The 17,750-nt window shown below is 66.6% G+C and carries 14 protein-coding genes; 2 read left to right on the top strand and 12 right to left on the bottom strand.

What is annotated here, in order from left to right; translation table 11 throughout:
• Nucleotides 1–7: 7 nt before the first annotated feature.
• The 4 genes from ACN4F8_RS13335 to surE all read right to left on the bottom strand — a co-directional run bounded on the left by ACN4F8_RS13335 (nt 8) and on the right by surE (nt 3,380).
• Nucleotides 8–793 (bottom strand): 3'-5' exonuclease, encoded by a 786-nt coding sequence (locus ACN4F8_RS13335; RefSeq protein WP_419474041.1) that lies wholly within the window; start codon nt 791–793, stop codon nt 8–10.
• 12 nt (nt 794–805) lie between these two features.
• Nucleotides 806–1,597 carry a peptidoglycan DD-metalloendopeptidase family protein gene (locus ACN4F8_RS13330; protein WP_419474053.1) on the bottom strand — a complete coding sequence of 264 codons (792 nt, stop codon included), beginning with the start codon at nt 1,595–1,597 and terminating at the stop codon, nt 806–808.
• A gap of 158 nt (nt 1,598–1,755) precedes the next feature.
• Complete coding sequence (locus ACN4F8_RS13325; protein WP_419474040.1) at nt 1,756–2,583, bottom strand: protein-L-isoaspartate(D-aspartate) O-methyltransferase; 828 nt, start codon at nt 2,581–2,583, stop codon at nt 1,756–1,758.
• Complete coding sequence (surE, locus tag ACN4F8_RS13320) at nt 2,580–3,380, bottom strand: 5'/3'-nucleotidase SurE (RefSeq protein ID WP_419474039.1); 801 nt, start codon at nt 3,378–3,380, stop codon at nt 2,580–2,582. The genes ACN4F8_RS13325 and surE overlap by 4 nt, the downstream gene beginning before the upstream one ends.
• Before the next feature lie 123 nt (nt 3,381–3,503).
• Here surE and ACN4F8_RS13315 point away from each other — a divergent pair, with 123 nt between their 5' ends.
• Complete coding sequence (locus ACN4F8_RS13315; protein WP_419474038.1) at nt 3,504–4,490, top strand: NADPH:quinone oxidoreductase family protein; 987 nt, start codon at nt 3,504–3,506, stop codon at nt 4,488–4,490.
• Nucleotides 4,491–4,506: 16 nt separating this feature from the next.
• Nucleotides 4,507–6,921 (top strand): protein kinase domain-containing protein, encoded by a 2,415-nt coding sequence (locus tag ACN4F8_RS13310; protein ID WP_419474037.1) that lies wholly within the window; start codon nt 4,507–4,509, stop codon nt 6,919–6,921.
• Nucleotides 6,922–7,026: 105 nt separating this feature from the next.
• Here the strand turns inward: ACN4F8_RS13310 and ACN4F8_RS13305 are convergent, their stop codons facing one another.
• The 8 genes from ACN4F8_RS13305 to ACN4F8_RS13270 form a co-directional block, all read right to left on the bottom strand.
• Nucleotides 7,027–7,392 carry an RNA recognition motif domain-containing protein gene (locus tag ACN4F8_RS13305; RefSeq protein ID WP_159605413.1) on the bottom strand — a complete coding sequence of 122 codons (366 nt, stop codon included), beginning with the start codon at nt 7,390–7,392 and terminating at the stop codon, nt 7,027–7,029.
• Between the two features lie 129 nt (nt 7,393–7,521).
• Nucleotides 7,522–7,971, bottom strand: coding sequence for a response regulator (locus tag ACN4F8_RS13300; RefSeq protein WP_419474036.1), 450 nt, complete (start codon nt 7,969–7,971; stop codon nt 7,522–7,524).
• The gene (locus ACN4F8_RS13295) at nt 7,968–9,656 is read right to left on the bottom strand and encodes a PAS domain-containing protein (RefSeq protein ID WP_419474035.1); all 1,689 of its coding nucleotides are present in this window, start codon (nt 9,654–9,656) and stop codon (nt 7,968–7,970) included. Before ACN4F8_RS13295 ends, ACN4F8_RS13300 begins: the two co-directional genes overlap by 4 nt.
• Before the next feature lie 95 nt (nt 9,657–9,751).
• Nucleotides 9,752–10,912: a response regulator gene (locus ACN4F8_RS13290; RefSeq protein WP_419474034.1), complete on the bottom strand. Its 1,161-nt coding sequence runs from the start codon at nt 10,910–10,912 to the stop codon at nt 9,752–9,754.
• A gap of 28 nt (nt 10,913–10,940) precedes the next feature.
• Nucleotides 10,941–13,841 (bottom strand): PAS domain S-box protein, encoded by a 2,901-nt coding sequence (locus ACN4F8_RS13285; protein WP_419474033.1) that lies wholly within the window; start codon nt 13,839–13,841, stop codon nt 10,941–10,943.
• Nucleotides 13,842–13,850: 9 nt separating this feature from the next.
• The gene (locus tag ACN4F8_RS13280; protein WP_419474032.1) at nt 13,851–14,267 is read right to left on the bottom strand and encodes a hypothetical protein; all 417 of its coding nucleotides are present in this window, start codon (nt 14,265–14,267) and stop codon (nt 13,851–13,853) included.
• 179 nt (nt 14,268–14,446) lie between these two features.
• Entirely contained in the window at nt 14,447–15,085 is a 639-nt protein-coding gene (locus ACN4F8_RS13275; RefSeq protein ID WP_419474031.1) for a response regulator, read from the bottom strand.
• Nucleotides 15,082–17,730: a PAS domain S-box protein gene (locus ACN4F8_RS13270; protein WP_419474030.1), complete on the bottom strand. Its 2,649-nt coding sequence runs from the start codon at nt 17,728–17,730 to the stop codon at nt 15,082–15,084. Before ACN4F8_RS13270 ends, ACN4F8_RS13275 begins: the two co-directional genes overlap by 4 nt.
• Nucleotides 17,731–17,750: the final 20 nt, after the last annotated feature.

The following is a 17,750-nucleotide window of genomic DNA, read 5'->3' as shown; positions in this document are numbered from 1 at the left end:
GATTGTCTCAGGCCCAAGCTTTGAGATATTCATCCCAATGCGATTCGGCAGGCGCCAGGTTGCCCAGCGTCTCCTTGACCATGGCGATCTCCTGCTCGTACTCCGCCTCGGTCAGGCCGCCGCGCATCTTCTGGAAACGGCAGTACACGAGATAGGTGTTCATCACATCCGTCTCGCAGTAGCGGCGGATGTCCTCGGTCTGCCCTGCGATGTATTGCGCGTACACCTGCGAGCCGTCCATGCCCAGCTTGCCGGGAAAGCCGCAGAGCTTGGCCATGGCGTCCAGCGGCGCGTTGTTCTTGGGCGAGTACATGGCCAGCAGGTCCATCAGGTCCAGGTGGCGCATGTGATAGCGGCTGATGTAGTTGTTCCACTTGAACTCGCGGTCGTCTTCGCCGAGGTCCCAGTACTTGCTCGCCTCCACGCCGTGGCGCAGGCCGCGGTAGTGCAACACCGGCAGATCGAAACCGCCGCCGTTCCAGCTCACCAGTTGCGGTGTGTGTTTCTCCACCGCATGAAAAAAGGTCTGCACCACCTTGCCTTCGCTCCGGCCGTCGCGGTCCACAAACGAGTGGATGCGCAGGCCCTCGGCGTTGCGGAACACGCAGCTGATCACCAGCACGCGCTGCAGGTGCAGCGGCATGAAATCGCTCTGGCCCTTGGCCTTGCGCTCTTCGAGCCAGGCCGCGTAGACCTGCTCGTCGGTGTGGTCGGCCGGCGCACTGCGCAGGGCGCGCAAGCCGTCGACGTCGGGAATGGACTCGATGTCGAAAACGAGCACCGGCCAAGCCATGGTGGCCCCGGCTCAGCGTTTGGGCAGATAGCCGATCGGGTCGACCGGTTTGCCCAGGCGGCGCACCTCGAAGTGCAGCTTCACGCGGTCGGCATCGCTGCTGCCCATCTCGGCGATCTTCTGGCCCTGGCGCACGGCCTGGTCTTCGCGCACCAGCAAGGCCTGGTTGTGCGCATAGGCGGTGAGGTAGGTGTTGTTGTGCTTCAAGATGATGAGGTTGCCGTAGCCGCGCAGGCCGGCACCGGCATAGACCACGCGGCCGTCTGCTGCGGCCAGCACCGGGTCACCGATCTTGCCGGCGATCGACACGCCTTTGTTGGTGGCCTCGTCGAAGGAGGACACCACCGTGCCCTGCGCTGGCCAGATGAACTGGAGTTCGTCGGCGCCGGCCGATGCGGGCGCAGGCGTCGGCGCTGGAATGGGGGCTGCCGCAGGCGCGGTGTCGGTGAGGGGACGCGAGACGACTCCGGCCGGAGTCACAGGGGTGCTGGCCACCACCGGCGCGGGTTGCGCCACCGCTGCGGGCGGCTGCACGCGCAACACCTGACCCACTTCGATGGCGTTGGGGTTGGTCAGTCCATTCCAGGTCTGGACATCGCGCCAGTTCTGGCCGTTGTCCAGCGCAATGCGAAAGAGCGTGTCGCCCGGTTTCACGGTGTAGTAGCCGGGCTTGCCGGCGTTCTCTGCGCCGGGCAGAGGGGCTGCAGCAGGGCGGACCAAGCCGCGATCTTCCACGGGAGCGGGGCCCGACACGCGCCGGGTGGAGCATCCCGCCGTGACCAGCAGCGCCGCCAGCACGGTCATGAGTGCCGCACCTCGCCAGGCAGAGCGGCGCGACGCCGATGGCAGGCCGGCGGCCTGAGGAAAACGCATGTACATGAAAACTCCCAACCAATGCCGCAACACGCCATGAGGCGTGCTCCGATTAAAAAACGTTCCCGCTGCGCTGGGCAGCGGGACTCTCATGCGATGCCCGATTTTAGAGGCACAAAAAACACGGCTTCCAGCTCGGTGCGCACCACCCCGGTGGCGGTTTTGTCCACCACCACAAGGTTCTGCTTGCCCGCTGCCGTGACCGCAGGCGCCACGAGCCGGCCACCCACCGCCAGCTGATCAATCCAGGTCTGAGGTATGTCATTGCCGCCAGCGGCGGCAATGATGGCGGCATAAGGAGCACCTTTGGCGTACCCGAGCATGCCGTCGCCGAACAGCAAGTGCAAATTGGAGACGCGGAAGGCACGAAGGTTCTCACGCGCTTTTTCGTGCAGGCCACGCAGGCGTTCGATGCTGTAGACCTCGCGCGCCACATGGGCCAGCACCGCAGCCTGGTAACCGCAGCCGGTGCCGATCTCCAGCACGCGACCGAGCTTGCCGGTGTGACCGGCGCACAGCAGTTCGATCATGCGTGCCACCACACCGGGCTTGGAGATGGTCTGGCCCAGGCCGATCGGCAGGCTGGTGTCCTCGTACGCCTGGTTCACCAGCGCGGTGTCCACAAACCGGTGGCGCTCCACCGCCTGCAAAGCCGCGAGCACACCGGCGTGGCTCACACCCTGCGCCTGGATCTTGCGCACCATGGCCGCGCGCACCGCCGACGAATCCATGCCCACGCCGCTGGGCGCCACCGGCCGCACCGGCGCGGTGGTTTTGATGGCCGGGCGCGGCGCGGATTTGACGCTGGCCAGCGCGGGCTGGGAAACACGCGCAGCAGACGGACGCACCGTGGGTGACGCGGGCGCGGCCGGCAACCGGGCCGGAAAGGTCGGTCGGGCCTTGCCGGCGTCCTTCAAGAACTGGCTCCCCCGGCAATCGCGGTCTCGGGCGGCGCCGACAGGCTGGCGGCCGTGGGTGCCCAGTAGGCCAGGCGCTCGTGGTCGGTGAGGTCCACCTTCAGCGGTGTGATGGTCGCGTAGCCCTGCACGGCGGCGTGGAAGTCGGTGCCGTCCGCATCGTCCTTGGCTTTGCCTGCGCTGCCGATCCAGTACATGGTGTCGCCGCGCGGGTTGGTCTGCGAAATCACCTGCTCGGCGGCGTGGCGCCGGCCCAGGCGCGCCACCTTGAAGCCCTTGATGTCGGCGATGGGCCGGTTGGGGATGTTCACGTTGAGCAGCCAGGGCTCCACCGGCGCACCGTTTTCCAGCGATGGCAGCAACTGCGACACAAGCCGCGCGGCCATGCGGCCCGCGTCGTCCAGGTGGCCCCAGCCCTTTTCGGTTTGAGAGAAAGCAATCGCCGGGATGCCGAAGAGGTAACCCTCCATGGCCGCGCCCACCGTGCCCGAATAAATGGTGTCGTCGCCCATGTTGGCGCCGTTGTTGATGCCCGAGACCACGAGGTCGGGCCGGTAGCCCAGCAGGCCGGTGAGCGCAATGTGCACGCAGTCGGCGGGTGTGCCGTTGACGTAGCGAAAGCCGTTGTGCGCGGTGTGCACGTACAGCGGGGAATGCAGGGTCAGCGCGTTGGATTTGGCGCTGTTGTTGTGCTCGGGTGCCACCACCTCGACCTCGGCCAGCCCCTTGAGGGCCTCATACAGCGCCACGAGGCCGGGCGCCTGGTAGCCGTCGTCGTTGGAGATGAGAATTTTCATCAAGCGATTTTAGGTGGCTTCCCATTGGTCACGCTTGAGACAGACAACGGGCTTACCCGCTGCAACGGGGGCGTCTGCCCTGCCTATCATGGCCCGACCCACCCCAACAACCGAGGAGACGGCATGCACGCCTGGCTATGTGAAAACCCCGTGGGCGTTGACGCCCTGACCTGGAAAGAACTGCCCACACCCGAGCCCAAGGCGGGCGAGGTGCTGATCGAGATCCAGGCCGCGAGCCTGAACTTTCCCGACCTGCTGATCGTGCAGAACAAATACCAGATGAAGCCCGCCCTGCCCTTCGTGCCGGGCTCGGAATACGCCGGCGTGGTGCGCGCCGTGGGTGAAGGCGTGAAGCACCTGCAGGTGGGCCAGAGCGTGGCCTGCCTGAGCGGCACCGGTGGCTTCGGCACGCACACGATCGCGCCCGCCGCCCTGTGCATGCCACTGCCCGCGGGTTTCCCCGCCGTGGACGCCGCCGCTTTCATCATGATCTACGCCACCTCGTGGCACGCGCTCATGGACCGCGCCGCCCTCAAGGCCGGCGAGACCGTGCTGATCCTCGGCGCGGCCGGTGGCGTGGGCACGGCGGCCATCCAGATCGCCAAGGCGGCGGGCGCGCGCGTGATCGCGGCCGCGTCGAGCGACGAGAAGTGCGAACTCTGCAAGCAGCTCGGCGCCGACGCCACCATCAACTACAGCGTGCACACACCCAAAGAGGGCTTGCGCGACGCCATCAAACAGCTCACCGACGGCAAGGGCCCGGACGTGATCTACGACCCGGTGGGTGGCGACTTCGCCGAGCCCGCGTTTCGCTCCATCGCCTGGCGCGGCCGCTACCTCGTGGTGGGCTTTGCCAGCGGCCCCATCCCGGCGCTGCCGCTGAACCTCACCCTGCTCAAGGGTGCGAGCATCGTGGGTGTGTTCTGGGGCGACTTCGCGCGCCGCGAGCCCAAGGCCAACGCCGAGATGATGCAGGCCCTGGCCGTCATGTACGCCAAGGGCCAGGTGAAACCGGTGATCGACCAGACCCTGCCCATGAGCGATTTGCACAAGGCCTACGCCATCATGGGATCGCGCTCGGTCAAGGGTAAGCTGGTGATGGTCAACTGAACCTCACCGGAGCCATGTGAACGCAAGCCCTCCCCCCAGCCCCGGCGCCCGCCCCGCCCACCCGAAATACCTCGGCCGGTACGAACTGCGTCAGGTGCTGGGCAAGGGCGTGCACGCCACGGTGTGGCTGGCCCACGATCCCCGGCTTGACAGGCAGGTCGCCATCAAGGTGATGCAGGCGGTGCGCCCTGGCGCCCGGGCCGGCATGGAACCCTGGCTGCGCGAAGCGCGCCACGTGGCGCGGCTCTCGCACCCGCACATTGCCACGCTGTTTGAAGCCGACGTGATCGACGGCCAGCCTGCTCTGGTGTTCGAGTACGTCGCGGGCCAGACGCTGGCCGGGCACTTGCATGAAAACGGCGCCATGCCCGCAGCACAAGCGCTGGCCCTGATGCTGCCGGTGCTCGATGCCCTTCACGTGGCGCACGCGGCCGGGGTGGTGCACCGCGACCTCAAACCGTCCAATATCCTGCTCGACCGCAACCTGCGCCCCAAGGTCACCGATTTCGGCATCGCCGCCGGCATGGGCACGGCCGATGTGGACGCCGACACCGTGCAGGGCACGCCGGGCTATTTGTCGCCCGAAGCCGCCACCGGGCAAGCCGCCACCGCCACCAGCGACGTGTTCGGCGCCGCGCTGGTGCTCGCCGAGATGCTGTTCGGCCAACCGCTGGTGGACGGCCGCGACACCTACCGCGCGATCTACCGGGTGACCCACGAAGACCTGGCGCTGCCGCCCGACAGCGTGCACGAGGTGGACGACGCGCTGCGCACCCTGCTCATGCGCGCACTCGCGCGCGACGCACGCAGCCGCATCGCGAGCGCCGAAGCCCTGGCCCAGGCCCTGCGCGAGTGGCAAGGGCAACAGCAGGACAGCAACAACACCCCTGAACCCCAGGGCAGCCACGCCACGCTGGGCTTTCTGCTGCGGCGCATGCGCCACAAGAGCGACTTCCCCGCCATGTCCGAATCCATCGGCCGTGTGCAGAGCATGGCGTCCTCGGAAAACGAAAGCCTGAACTCGCTCACCAGCGAAATCCTCAAAGACGTGGCCCTGACCAACAAGCTGCTGCGCCTGGTCAACACCCCGCAGTTCGCGCATGCCGGTGGCGGCAGCATCAGCACCGTGTCGCGCGCGGTGAGCCTCATCGGTTTTGTGGGCATCCGCAACATCGCCATGAGCCTGGTGTTGCTCGAACACATGCAGAACAAGGCACACGCCAACCTGCTCAAGGTCGAGTTCCTGCGTGCGCTGCTGGCCGGCTCGCTGGCCAGCGACCTGTGTGCCCTCTCGCGCGAGGGCGAAGAGGTGTTCATCGGTTCGTTGTTCCAGAACCTGGGTCGCCTGCTCACCGAGTTCTACTTTCCCGAAGAGGCGCAGCAGATGCGCAAGGGCATCGCTGCAGGCAAAACCGAAGACGTGGCAGCGCTCGCAGTCCTGGGCATGACCTGCGAAGACCTGGGCCTGGGGGTGGCCCGCGTGTGGGACCTGCCCGCCAGCATCCAGCGCCTCATGCGCAAACCCGCCGGCAACCCGCCTTCGCGTCCGCCCGCCGACACCGAAGAGCGCCTGCGCTGGCTGTGCCTGGCGTCCAACGAAATGGCCGACGCCTTCCTGCACAAGGAAGGCGATGCGCTGGCTCGCGAACTCGCACGCCTGTCGACCCGCTACGCCAGCGGTCTGGGTCTGGAGGTTCGACACATCCAGACCATGGCACTGGCCGCGCGCGAGAAACTCGCGCAGACCGCCGAGGCCATGGGCGTGCAGGTGAGCGGCGATTCACCCGCCTCCCGGCTGCTCAGACCGGCTCCCATCAAGGCGCTGCCCGCAGACTCCCTGCAGCCGCTGGAGCTGACGGCCGAAGCTGCTCCCGACACCGCGCACGACATCCAGACCGTCACCTTGCCGCGCGTGGTGTCGGCCGACCTGCTGGCCACCGGCATCCAGGACATCACCAATGCCATGGTGGAAGACTTCGAACTCAACGACGTGCTGCGCATGGTGCTGGAGACGATGTACCGTGCGCTCGGTTTTCGCCGTGTGCTGTTCTGCCTGCGCGACCCAGCCACGCAAAGCCTCACCGGCCGGTTTGGCCTGGGCGACGATGCGGCTGCGGTGGCCAAGCTGTTTCGTGTGCCGCTCAAGGACGCGCAGGACCTCTTCGGCATGGTCTGCAACAAGGGCCTGGACACGCTGATCCGCGATGCCGGCGTGCCCAATGTGGCGCAAAAGCTGCCCGCCTGGTACCGCAGCCAGATCAACGCGCCGGCCTTCCTGCTGTTGCCTCTGCAGCTCAAAGGCACGACGTTCGGTCTGATCTACGCCGACAAGTCCAGCGCCTCCGACATCGCGCTCGACGAGAAAGAACTCGCTCTGCTCAAGACGCTGCGCAACCAGGCGGTGATGGCCTTTCGACAGTCCCGGCCCTGATTCGCCGGCGACAAAACGTTGCCCAACGAAAAAGGCCTCGAAACCGAAGTTTCGAGGCCTTTTGGCTTGACTCAGCGCGGGGCTGAGGCAGCAGGATGCGAGGACTTAGTAGCCGCCGCGTCCGCCGCCACCACCACCACCGTAGCCGCCACCGCCGGAGCGATCGCCACCACCGTAGCCACCACCACCGCCGCCGTAGCCACCGGTGCGGGGAGGACGTGCCTCCATCGGACGGGCTTCGTTCACGGTGATGCTGCGGCCGCCGAGCGACTGACCGTTCATGCCGGAGATAGCGGCTTGCGCTTCTGCGTCATTGCCCATCTCGACAAAACCGAAGCCTTTGGAGCGACCGGTGTCGCGTTCCATCATGACCTTGGCGCTGTTGACAGAGCCGAATTCGCTGAAAGACTGTTGCAGGTCTTCGTCGCGGACGGTGTACGGCAGGTTGCCGACGTAAAGTTTATTGCCCATGGGGACTCCTCAAAAAACACATAAAACAAAAGCGATGGGGTCCCGAAAGCACAACAAATCCACGAAGTACCGCCGTAGCGCGCGAAACTGACCGATCACCTGGCTTGCGCAACTGTTCACCAGCTGCACTCACGGATTATGCGCCATGCGTTGACGGATTCCCACCACAGGGCAAACCCCGATGTCCTCACGAGCGATCAGACCCGCCACCATCTGCTGGGTCAGCGGCTTCACCAGGTAGTTCTGGATGAGGTCAATCGACTCTGCAGCGGCCTTGTCCACCGACCAGGCCGATGAGGTGAGGATGTTGAGCTGCAGCTCGGCCTGCGCCGGCAGCCGCTCGCTGAGCGCGCGCGCCACCTCAAAGCCGTTCATGCCCGGCATGTTGATGTCCAGGAAGACCATGGTCGACACCGTGGCTGGTGCGCGAAGCAGAAAGTCGAGCGCACGCTCGCCGCTCTCGAAGATGACGATCTCGCCGCTGAAGCCCGACTTGCGCAGCGCGATCTCGTGGAAAAAATTGTCGTTCTCGCTGTCGTCGATGAGGACGACGCGCTGCACCGTGCGTGGTGTGTTCATGCTGGAAATCCCGCTCGGTCTGGTTCGGTCGCCCGGGCGTGGCCGGGCAGGATCACGGAAAAGCAGTTGCCGCTGTCTGACTTGAGTTCGATCTGCAATTCGCCCTGGTGCAGGTCGATGATGTGCGAGGCAATCGACAGCCCCAGGCCCAGGTCGCGCACGTCGCTCAAGGCGCGTTTGCGCGCGCGCCGCGCTGGCGCCGGCTGGCCCTTGCGGTCCTCCGTGTCGGCCAGATTGGGCAACCCGCTGCGCTGCTGCACGGTGATGTCCACCCGGTGCGTGAGCAGCTCTTCTTTCGAGCGGATGACCACCAGGCATTCGCCGGGCACCGCGCCCAGCCGCTGCGCAGAGCCCAGCAGGCTTTCCAGAATGCTGCGTATGGCCAGGCTCATGAGCGGTGCATCGGCCAGGATGGTGCCCGCCACAAACATGTCGACCTCCACGCCCCTGGCTGCGAGTTCGGCCTCGATCTCGGTGATGGCTTCGGCGTAGATGCCGTGGGCCAGGTGCGGCTGCATGCGCATGTCGCTGGTGTCCACCTCGCTGTAGAGGCGCAGGTCTTCCAGCACCCGTGAGAGCTTGGCACCGGCTTCCTGGGCGATGCGCAGGCAGCGGGTTTCCAGCGGGTCGTCGCGCAAGGCGGCAGCCTCGGCCAGCAGACCGGTCGCGTTGGTGATGGCGTTGACCGGCTCCTTGAGATCGTGCGAGACGCTGTAGACGTACTTGCGGTTGGCCAGACGCTTGGCCTGCAGCTCCTTGACGGCGGCGTCCAGCTGCCGCTCGCTGTGCTTGCGCAGGGTGATGTCGCGCGCGCGTTCGACCACGCCGTGTACCGCGCCAGCGTCGCGCGCCGGAATGTGCGTGACCTCCAGGAAGCGGGTGCCCATGCCGGGGAATTCCACCTCCAGCTCGAACTGCGACTCGTGGCCGGCCAGCGCCTGGTTGATGCTGGGCTTGAACAAGGCACGGTAGCTGGTGCGATCGATCAGGTCCTGCACGCGCATGCCCAGAATCTCCTGCGGCTCCCGGATCCAGTAGCGCTGAAACGCCGGGTTGACGAACTGGTAGCAGTGCTCCCGGTCGATGAAGGCGGCCATGTCGCGGCCTTCGTTGAGCACGTCCCGCACGATCTTCTGGCTTTTGACGATCTGCTCGACCATGCGCTCGGACTGCTCCCGGCGGCTGCGCTCGTGCTCGATGAGCTGCATGGCCAGATCGGCCAGGTGCTTCAACATGCCCAGTTGTTTGTCGTCGAGCTCGCGCGGCACGCTGTCGAGCACACACACCGTGCCCAGTGCTGCACCGCTGGAGGTGACGATGGGCGCACCGGCATAAAACACCAGTTCACCGCTGCTCACCATGGGGAAGGTCTGAAAGCGCGCATCGCTGGCGGCGTCGTTGACCACCAGCACGTCGTGGGGTCGCAAGATGGCGTGGGCACAGAACGATTCGTCTCGGGAGGTCTGCGCCACCTCGATGCCCTGGCGCGCCTTGAACCACTGGCGGCTGGAGTCCACCAGCGAGATCAGCGCCATCGGTGTGCCGCAGATGCCGGCGGCCAGGCTGGTGAGGCTGTCAAACGCGGCCTGCGGCAAGGTGTCCAGAATCTGCAGCCGCCGCAGCTCGGCGAGCCGATCGTTTTCATCGACCGGCAACGGGCTGGCGGGGTGCTGGAGTGGTTGCACAGTCGTCTCAATGTAAGCAGGGATACCAACCAAAAACATGTCGTAGGACACAGCCACGGGCCGAATGGTTCAACCCGCTCACATCGTCTGCTCATTCAATGCGGCAGGTGCTGGGCCACTTTCTTGAGCAGCAGGTCGCGGTTGAACGGCTTGGCCACGAAATCCACCGCCCCTGCCCTGCGGCTTTCCACGATGACCTGCTTTTCGGTCTGGCCGGTCAGCATGATCACGGGAATGCCCTGGCTTGCAGGCTTGTCCTTGAGTTCGCGCGTCAGCACGATGCCGTCGGAGTCGGGCAGCCTGAAATCCATGAGGATCAGGTCGGGCGTGTTCAGGCTCAGGTGGCGCTGGGCGTCCAGCGCGGTGCCCACCGCCTGCACGTCGTAGTGCGCGCTGGAGAGCAGTTGCACCAGCAAACGGCGCATGTACTCGTCATCGTCCACCACCAGCAGCTGCGGCCGGCTCACCTTGGCGTGTTTCACCAGATCGCGTGTCGCCTTCAGGGGTTCGGCGAGTTCGCTGGTGATGGTGTCCACCCAGTCGCGCATGGGCTGTGCCGCCTGCACCACGTCTTCAAGCGTGGGTATGACGGTCTCGCGCTGCAGTTGTCCAAACGCCTGCTCGAACCGCGACGCATCGCGCACCGAGATCGAATCTTCCAGGCCGGTGGAGAGGATGCGGCTGGAGAGCCCGCCCATCGCACGGCTCACCGAGGCCTGGGCCAGGCGGGCCGTGTTTTGTGCGTGCTGGGCGTGCACCCGCCCGAGCTTGACCTGCTGCGCGAGCTGGTCTTCCAGCGCTTCGGCGCGCCGCGCCAGCGTGGCCAGCTCGGACAGCGGCGCCAGCGCCAGCTCCTGGTCGAGTGCGCCGAGTGCGAGGTGCACCGACATCGCCAGGCGCTTGGCATCGTGCACCAGCGGCCAGAACAGCACGTAGTCGTCAAACACCTCCTGCAGGCAGAGATCGAAGGCGCGGCGCACGCTTTCCTTGTCGCACAGCAGCAGCGTGCGGTGGGCGAGCGACTGGATCACCTCGCTGCGCCGGTACAGGCCCAGGTAGAAGCGCTCGCAAGCCTCCAGCGACTTGAACGACAGGATCAGCACTTGGGGCTTGATGCGGTCGAACACCGCGTCGGACTTCATGGGATCGGTCGTGGCCTCCACGTACGGATGGCGCTCGCGCAGCATGCCGCAGACCTGTTCGGCGTCCACCGCGTTGTCGCCCACCACGAGGATGCGGGCTTCTTTGTGGTTCATCGTGTGTCCATTCGACGTGTGAGGGGGATCACTGGGGCAGGCCCGCAGCCTGTTCGCCCAGGTGGGCACCAAGCCGGGTCATGACATGGGCCAGCGCGTCTTCCATCGAGGCCATGAGGGCGTGCATCAGGGGCGCAGAACACTGTGGGCCGGCGCGCTCGATGCGCTCGCAGCAAGCGGCCAGCGCCACCGCGCCGGTGGCCCGCGCAGACGATTTGAGGCGGTGCGCCAGCCCGCCCAAAGCGACCATGTCGCTCTGGCTGGCGGCGCGGCGCATGTCGTCGATGGTGTTGAGCGCCGAGAGCACGAAGCGCCGGCGAAAGTCGGCGAGCAAGGCCGGGTCGTCACCGACCAGCCGGGCCAGCGCCAGTTCGTCGAACGCCAGCGGCCCCAGTTCGACTTCGAGCACATCCATCTCGTGGCAGTCCACCGCGTGCAGCGAGGCCGCTGCGTGCACATCGTCCAGCGGCAGCCAGCGCCGCATCAACTCGCCCAGCTGATCGATCTGCACCGGTTTGCTGAGGTAGTCGTCCATGCCGGCGGCGCGGCAGCGGTCGATCTCGCCGCGCAGGGCGTTGGCCGACAAGGCCACGATGGGCAGCCGTGCACCACCGGCCTCTTCGCTGCGGATGGTCGCGGCCAGCGTGTAGCCATCGATGCCCGGCATGTGCAGGTCGGTGAGCAGCAGGCTGTGGCGCTGGGTGGCATGGCCGGCGCGCCAGCGTGCCAGTGCATCGATGCCGTCACTGGCCATCTCCACCGACACGCCCAGCAAGGCCAGCTGGTGGCCGATCACCTTGCGGTTGATGTCGTTGTCCTCCGCCACCAGCACCAGCGGGCCACCCGACATCGCGAAACGCGGGCCGGACTGCACGTTCATGAGCGAATGGTCGTCGGCAACGGGCCGGGGTGCCTGCGCGGTCTCCAGCGGCAGCGTCACGGTGAAGGTGGCCCCCTGTCCCGGCGCACTGGCGACTTCGATCCACCCGCCCATGAGGGCGATCAGGCGCTTGCAGATCGAAAGCCCGAGGCCGGTGCCGCCAAAGCGCCGTGTGGTGGCGCTCTCGGCCTGCACGAACGGCTGGAAGATGCGGTGCACGGCCTCGGTCGTCATGCCGATGCCGTTGTCGCGCACCCGCAGCTGCACATGCCCGCAGAGTTCGGGCGCGCAAGGCTCCACGGAGAGCTCCACCCGACCGGCACGCCCGGTGTCGGCAGAAAACTTGATCGCGTTGCCCAGCAGGTTGTTGAGGATCTGGCGCAAGCGCACGGCGTCGCTGAGCACCCAGTCCGGCACGTCCGGTGACACCTCCACCTGCAGATCGACCCCTTGCAGCACCGCCGTGGGCCGCAGGGCATCACACACGCTGTCGGCCAGGCGCACCAGCGCCACCGGCTCGCTCTCCAGCTTGAGCTGGCCGGCCTCGATCTTGGAGAAGTCCAGGATGTCGTCAATGATGGCCAGCAGGGACAACGCCGATTCGCTCACGGTGTCCACCAGGTCGCGCTGGTAGTGGGAGAGGTCGGAGCGCTGCAGCAGATCGATGCTGCCCACCACGCCGTTCATGGGGGTGCGGATCTCGTGGCTCATGGTGGCCAGGAAAGCGCTCTTGGCCTCGCTGGCGGCCTCGGCCGCGCGGCGCGCCGCCACCAGCGCCACGGTGCGCTGCTCCACCAGGTCTTCCAGGTGGTTGCGGTGGTGTTCCAGCTCGTCGTTCAGGCGCCGCTTCTCGGTCACGTCCAGCATCAGCGCCAGGTACTGCGTGACGCGGCCGTTGGCATCGCGGATCGGCGTGATGCTGGCGTCCTCGACGTACTCCACACCGTCCTTGCGGCGGTTGAAGAGCAGGCCGCGCCAGGGTTTGCCGGCCTGCAGCTGGCTCCACATGCGGGTGTAGCTCTCGCGCGGTGTTTTGCCCGATTGCAGCATGCGCGGGTTGCGGCCCAGCATCTCGTGCACCGCGTAGCCGGAACTGGAGAGCGCGGCGGCGTTCACATATTCGATGTTGCCGTTGAGGTCGGTGATGAGGATGCTCTGCGCGCTTTGCTCCACCGCCATGGAGAGCAGACGCACCTCCTGCTCCTGCGCGTGGCGCTGGGTGATGTCGCGCAGCACCACCACAAAGCGCTGGTCATCCACCACCCGGGTGCTGACCTCGGCCATGAAGCTGCTCCCGTCGCGCCGCAGCACCTGCCAGTCGGCCAGGCGCTCCACGCCTTTGAGCACATGCAGCGCGGTGCGCGTGAGGCGCGTGTGTTCGCTGGCGGGTAGCAGGTCGTGCAGGCGCATCTGGCGCAACTCGTCGGGGCTGTGGCCGAGCATGCGGGCGGTCGAGCGGTTGGCCTCGATCACGCGAAAGTTGCGGTCGAGCAGCAGCATGCCGTCGCCCATGTGGTCAAAGAGGTTGCGGCGGTCGGCGTCGACGCGTTGCAACTGCAGGGTGGTCTGCTGGCTGCGCAGCCAATGCTCGGCCGACCGCGCCAGATCCAGCAGCAGGGTGCGCTGTCCGGGCGTGAGCTCACGCGGCTGGTGGTCCACCACGCACAGCGTGCCCATGGCGTGCCCATCCACCAGCAGTGGCACGCCCGCGTAGAAGATGGCGTGCGGCTCACCGGTGACCAGCGGGTTGTCGGCAAAACGCAAGTCCAGGCGGGCATCGCCCACCTCGAGCAGCCCGGTCTGCAGGATGGTGTGGGCACAAAAGGCCAGCTCGCGCGGCACCTGCTGCACACCCAGTCCCTGGCGGGCCTTGCACCACTGCCGGGTTTCGTCGATCAGGCTCACCAGCGAGATCGGGCAGCCAATCAGCTGGGCGGCCGCGCGCACCAGGCCATCGAGCACGGGATCGGCCGGGGTGTCGAGCACGCCCAGCGCGGCCAGGGTGCTCAGGCGCGAGGATTCATCGGCGGTTTTGGGTGCGGATTGCATGGTTGTCTCTCAATGGGATGGGGTGGGGTCGCTGGTCAAGACGTCGCAGGCCTGTTTCAACCGCACGATCGACGGCCGATCGGCATGGCTCAATGCCTCGAGCCGGGCTGCGCCGTCTTGGGATTCGTCAAACACATGCACCTGCACCTGGGGAGCAGCGCGGGCCAGGAAGCGCTTGAGCGCGGGCACCAGCACGCTGTCCAGCGAGAGATCGAGGATCAGCAAACGGGCCTGCATCCGCGTGGCGCGGGTCATGGCGTCAAAGTACGAATCGACCACCTCCAGGCTGCAACCGGGCAGGTTTTCCTCCAGGCAGCTCTGCAGCAGTTGGCGGCGTTGCGGGTCGTCGACCACCAGCAGCACCCGCAGCGCTGGGGTGATGCGTCGGGCTTCAGCGGGGTGTTGGGTCAACCGGGCTTGGGACACGTGGAGCTCACTGCGGTTGTCCGGACCCGGCGGGCCAACGCGTCGACAACTGCAATGAACTGTAAAAATCGCCCCGCTGTGCGTCTGTGGGGAGTTCTTGATGCACCGTGTGGGTTGAGCGTGTTGCGTGCAGCGCTGTGTGCGCCACCACACGGACGCAGGCGTCCCGGGGGCGGCGCTCAGGCGTTGTTGGCGTCGATCAGGCCGGTGCGGATGGCAAACCGCACCAGCGCGGGGACATCGGGCGCACCCAGCTTCGCCATGAGCCGGCTGCGGTAGGAGTCGACCGTCTTGGGCGAGAGGTGCAGTGCCTTGCCGATTTCGGTGCTTGAGAGGCCCTGCACCACCATCACCACAATCTGGCGCTCGCGCACCGAGAGCGTGTCCAGCGCGTCGTCGCCGGGCGCCGTCAGGCCTTGCACCGCCAGTTCGGCCACATCGGGCCCGAGGTAGCGCTGGCCCTTGCAGACGGCCTGCAGCGCCGCCAGCAGCTCGGAGGCTGGCGACCCTTTGAGCACATAGCCGCTGGCGCCCATCCGCAGCGCCTCGGCCACATGGCGGGGTTGGGCCGACATGGTGAGCACGATGGAGCGCACATCCAGCGGGCGACGCTGCAGCTCGGTGAGCAGCTCGAAGCCCGAGCGTTGGCCCAGGTGCAGATCGAGCAGCACCACCACGGGCGCCAGCTTGCGCAGATCGGCCAGGGCCTGGGTGGGATCCGCCGACTCGCCCACCACCTGGTGCCCGGCCGCCTGCAGCACCACGCGCAGACCGTCCCGCAACAGGGTGTGATCGTCAACCAGGTAGATGTCGCTCATGACGGCGGCGCCTCCCAGTGCAGGGTGACGCAGGTGCCGCCGGAGGGTTCTGCGCTGACGGAGAAACGCGCGCCGATGGAGATCGACCGTTCGCGCATGCCGACCACACCCAGGTGGCCCGGCCGCCCGAGCTGCATGTCGGGGGGAATGCCCAGACCGTCATCGATCACATTCAGCAGCAGCTTTTTTTCGCTGCCTTCGAGCACCACCCGGATCAGGGACGCCTGGGCGTGCAGACGCGCGTTGGTGATGGCCTCTCGCGCAACCATGAAGGCGCTGTACTCCACATCGAGCGGCCAGCGATGACCCGCCAGACCATCGCCCACTTCGAGCAGGACATCGGTACCGGCCGACACCTTGGTGGCGCGGATTTCGTTGTCCAGCGCGGCGGTCAGGCCCTGTTCTTCCAGCAGCGGCGGACGCAGATCAGCCAGCACCTCGCGCACATCCAGCACCGCCTGCGCCAGCATGCGCGCGAGCTGCTGGCATTGTTCGGCCAGCGCCGGCGGCAAGCTGTCGCCTGCCGTGGCCAACACGGCGTCCAGGTTCAGGCGCGCCACCGCCAGCGTCTGCCCCAGGTTGTCGTGCAGCGACTGCGCGACACGTCGGGTGGTGTTTTTTTCCTGGGCCAGCAAGCGCTGGGTGAGCTCTGAGAGTTCAAGCTGGTAGGTGAGCAGCGCGGTCTGGGCCGCGCGGCGCTCGTGGATGTCGCGCAGCACCGCGATGTAGCGCCGCGCGTCCAGCGCGCGGGTGCGCACCTCCACCGGCAGGCGGCTGCCGTCACCGCGCACGATCGTCCACTCCACCAGTGGCCCGGGCTGCTGCGAGTTGCCGAGCAAGGCGTCGAACGCGATGGGGACGCGTTGTTCCGCCAGCAGGGATTTCAGCGACCTGTTCACCAGGCTCTCACCCTCGTGACCCAGCATGCTCAGGGCCTGGGAGTTGGCGTCGAGGATGCGGTTGCTGGCGTCGATCAGCAGCACGCCGTCAGCGAGCTGCTCAAAGAGACTGCGGCGGTAGGCCTCGGACTCGCGCAGCGCCGCCTCGGCCTTCTTGCGCGGCGTGATGTCCACCGTGGTGCCGGCCATGAAGATCGCCCGCCCCTGGGCGTCCCACTCGGCTTGCCCCTGGATGTGCAGCCAGCGCCACTCGCCGCGAGCGTCGCCGATGCGCACCTCCATGTTGAACGGCTGGTGGTGTTTCAGGTGGGCGCGCATCGCCTCGCGGTGGCGCCGGATATCCTGCGGATGCGTCATGGCATCGAGGTGGCTTCTGTAATCCGCCCCGGCCACCGGCTGGAAACCCAGTTGCTGCCAGAAATCGGGGCTCAGGTTGAGCTGATCGGTGACCAGGTCCCAGTCCCACACCTGCCCACCGGCCGCGGCCAGGCGGTAACGTTGTTCACTGCGCCGCAGACTGGCCTCACTTTCGCGCAAGGCCTGTTCGCTTTCCACCAGATCTGTCACGTCCAGTGCAATGCCCTGCACAAAGGCGGGCCGGCCATACGCGGCGTCGATGCGGCGGGATCGGTCGCGGAAGTGGCGCCATTGGCCCTGCGCATCGCGAAGTCGGTATTGAATCTGATGATCCTCACCGTCGACGTAGGGCTCAGACAGCGCAGCCATCGCGCGCTCGCAGTCGTCGGGGTGCAGGGCCTTGGTCCACGACAGCGGGTCGGCCAACCATTCGTGCGCTGTGTAACCCAGGATGTGGATGGATGGGCTGACGTAGAGCGCAGAGTACGGAGGGTCCACGGATGCGCGGTAAATCATCGCCGGCATGTGCTCAACCAGCAGGCGGAAGTCGCGCTCGCGGTCGAGCAGCAGGCGCTCGAACAGCTTGCGTTCGGTGATGTCGTTGCAGAAGATCGACAAGCCCAGAGGCGAGGGAAACACGCGCACCTCGATCCACTTGTCCCACGGCGCGTAGAACGCTTCGAAGACCTCGAACTGCTGGGTCTGCAGCGCGTTCACATAGGCGTTGTGAAACGCCCGGCCATGCTCCAGCTCGTACTCGTCCCAGATGTAGCGGCCGATCAGCTGAGCCTCGTGGTCGCGCTCCAGCAGGCGCAGGGCCGGTGCGTTGAGGTAGGTGAAACGCAGCTCCGTGTCGAGCGCGATGATCGCGTCGCCAACCCGGTCGATCACATGGTTGAGCAATTCCAGCGCCGCGCGCGATTCGCTGCGGGCGCGCTCCGTCTGCCGCTCCAGCGCCAGTTGCTCGGTCACCTCGTTGACCACCACCAGCCGGGCCGGGCGATCTTCCCACTCCAGATCGCTTGAGGTGACATCGACATCGATCAGGCCGCCGTCTTTCAACGCATGCTGCCAGCGGGCGGTCAGCCGCAAACCGTTGGCGCCCACCGCATCGTCGTCGATCTGCTGCGCCGTCAGGCGTTGGCCCTGCGGCGTGCGCCGGATGTCCATGACGGTGAGCTGCAGGAACGCCTCGCGGGAGTAACCGTACCGCGCCACCGCTGCGGCATTGACGGCCAGGATGCGTTTGCTGGCCTGGTCAAACACCCACATGGGCTGTGGGTTGGCGTCAAACAGCAGGCGGTCCTGGGGCTCTTTCACCTGCGGCACGCTGTGTGCGGTTGCGGGGTCCGTCGGGTTCTGGGGTTGTTGAATCACGCGCACGGACATGCCGGCTAGTGTGCACGGTT

The organism is Hydrogenophaga sp., assembly GCF_048549895.1.
Classification (GTDB): Bacteria; Pseudomonadota; Gammaproteobacteria; order Burkholderiales; family Burkholderiaceae_C; genus Hydrogenophaga.
The sequence above is the reverse complement of the archived record's forward strand: the minus strand, read 5'-3'. Positions and strand labels throughout refer to the sequence as shown.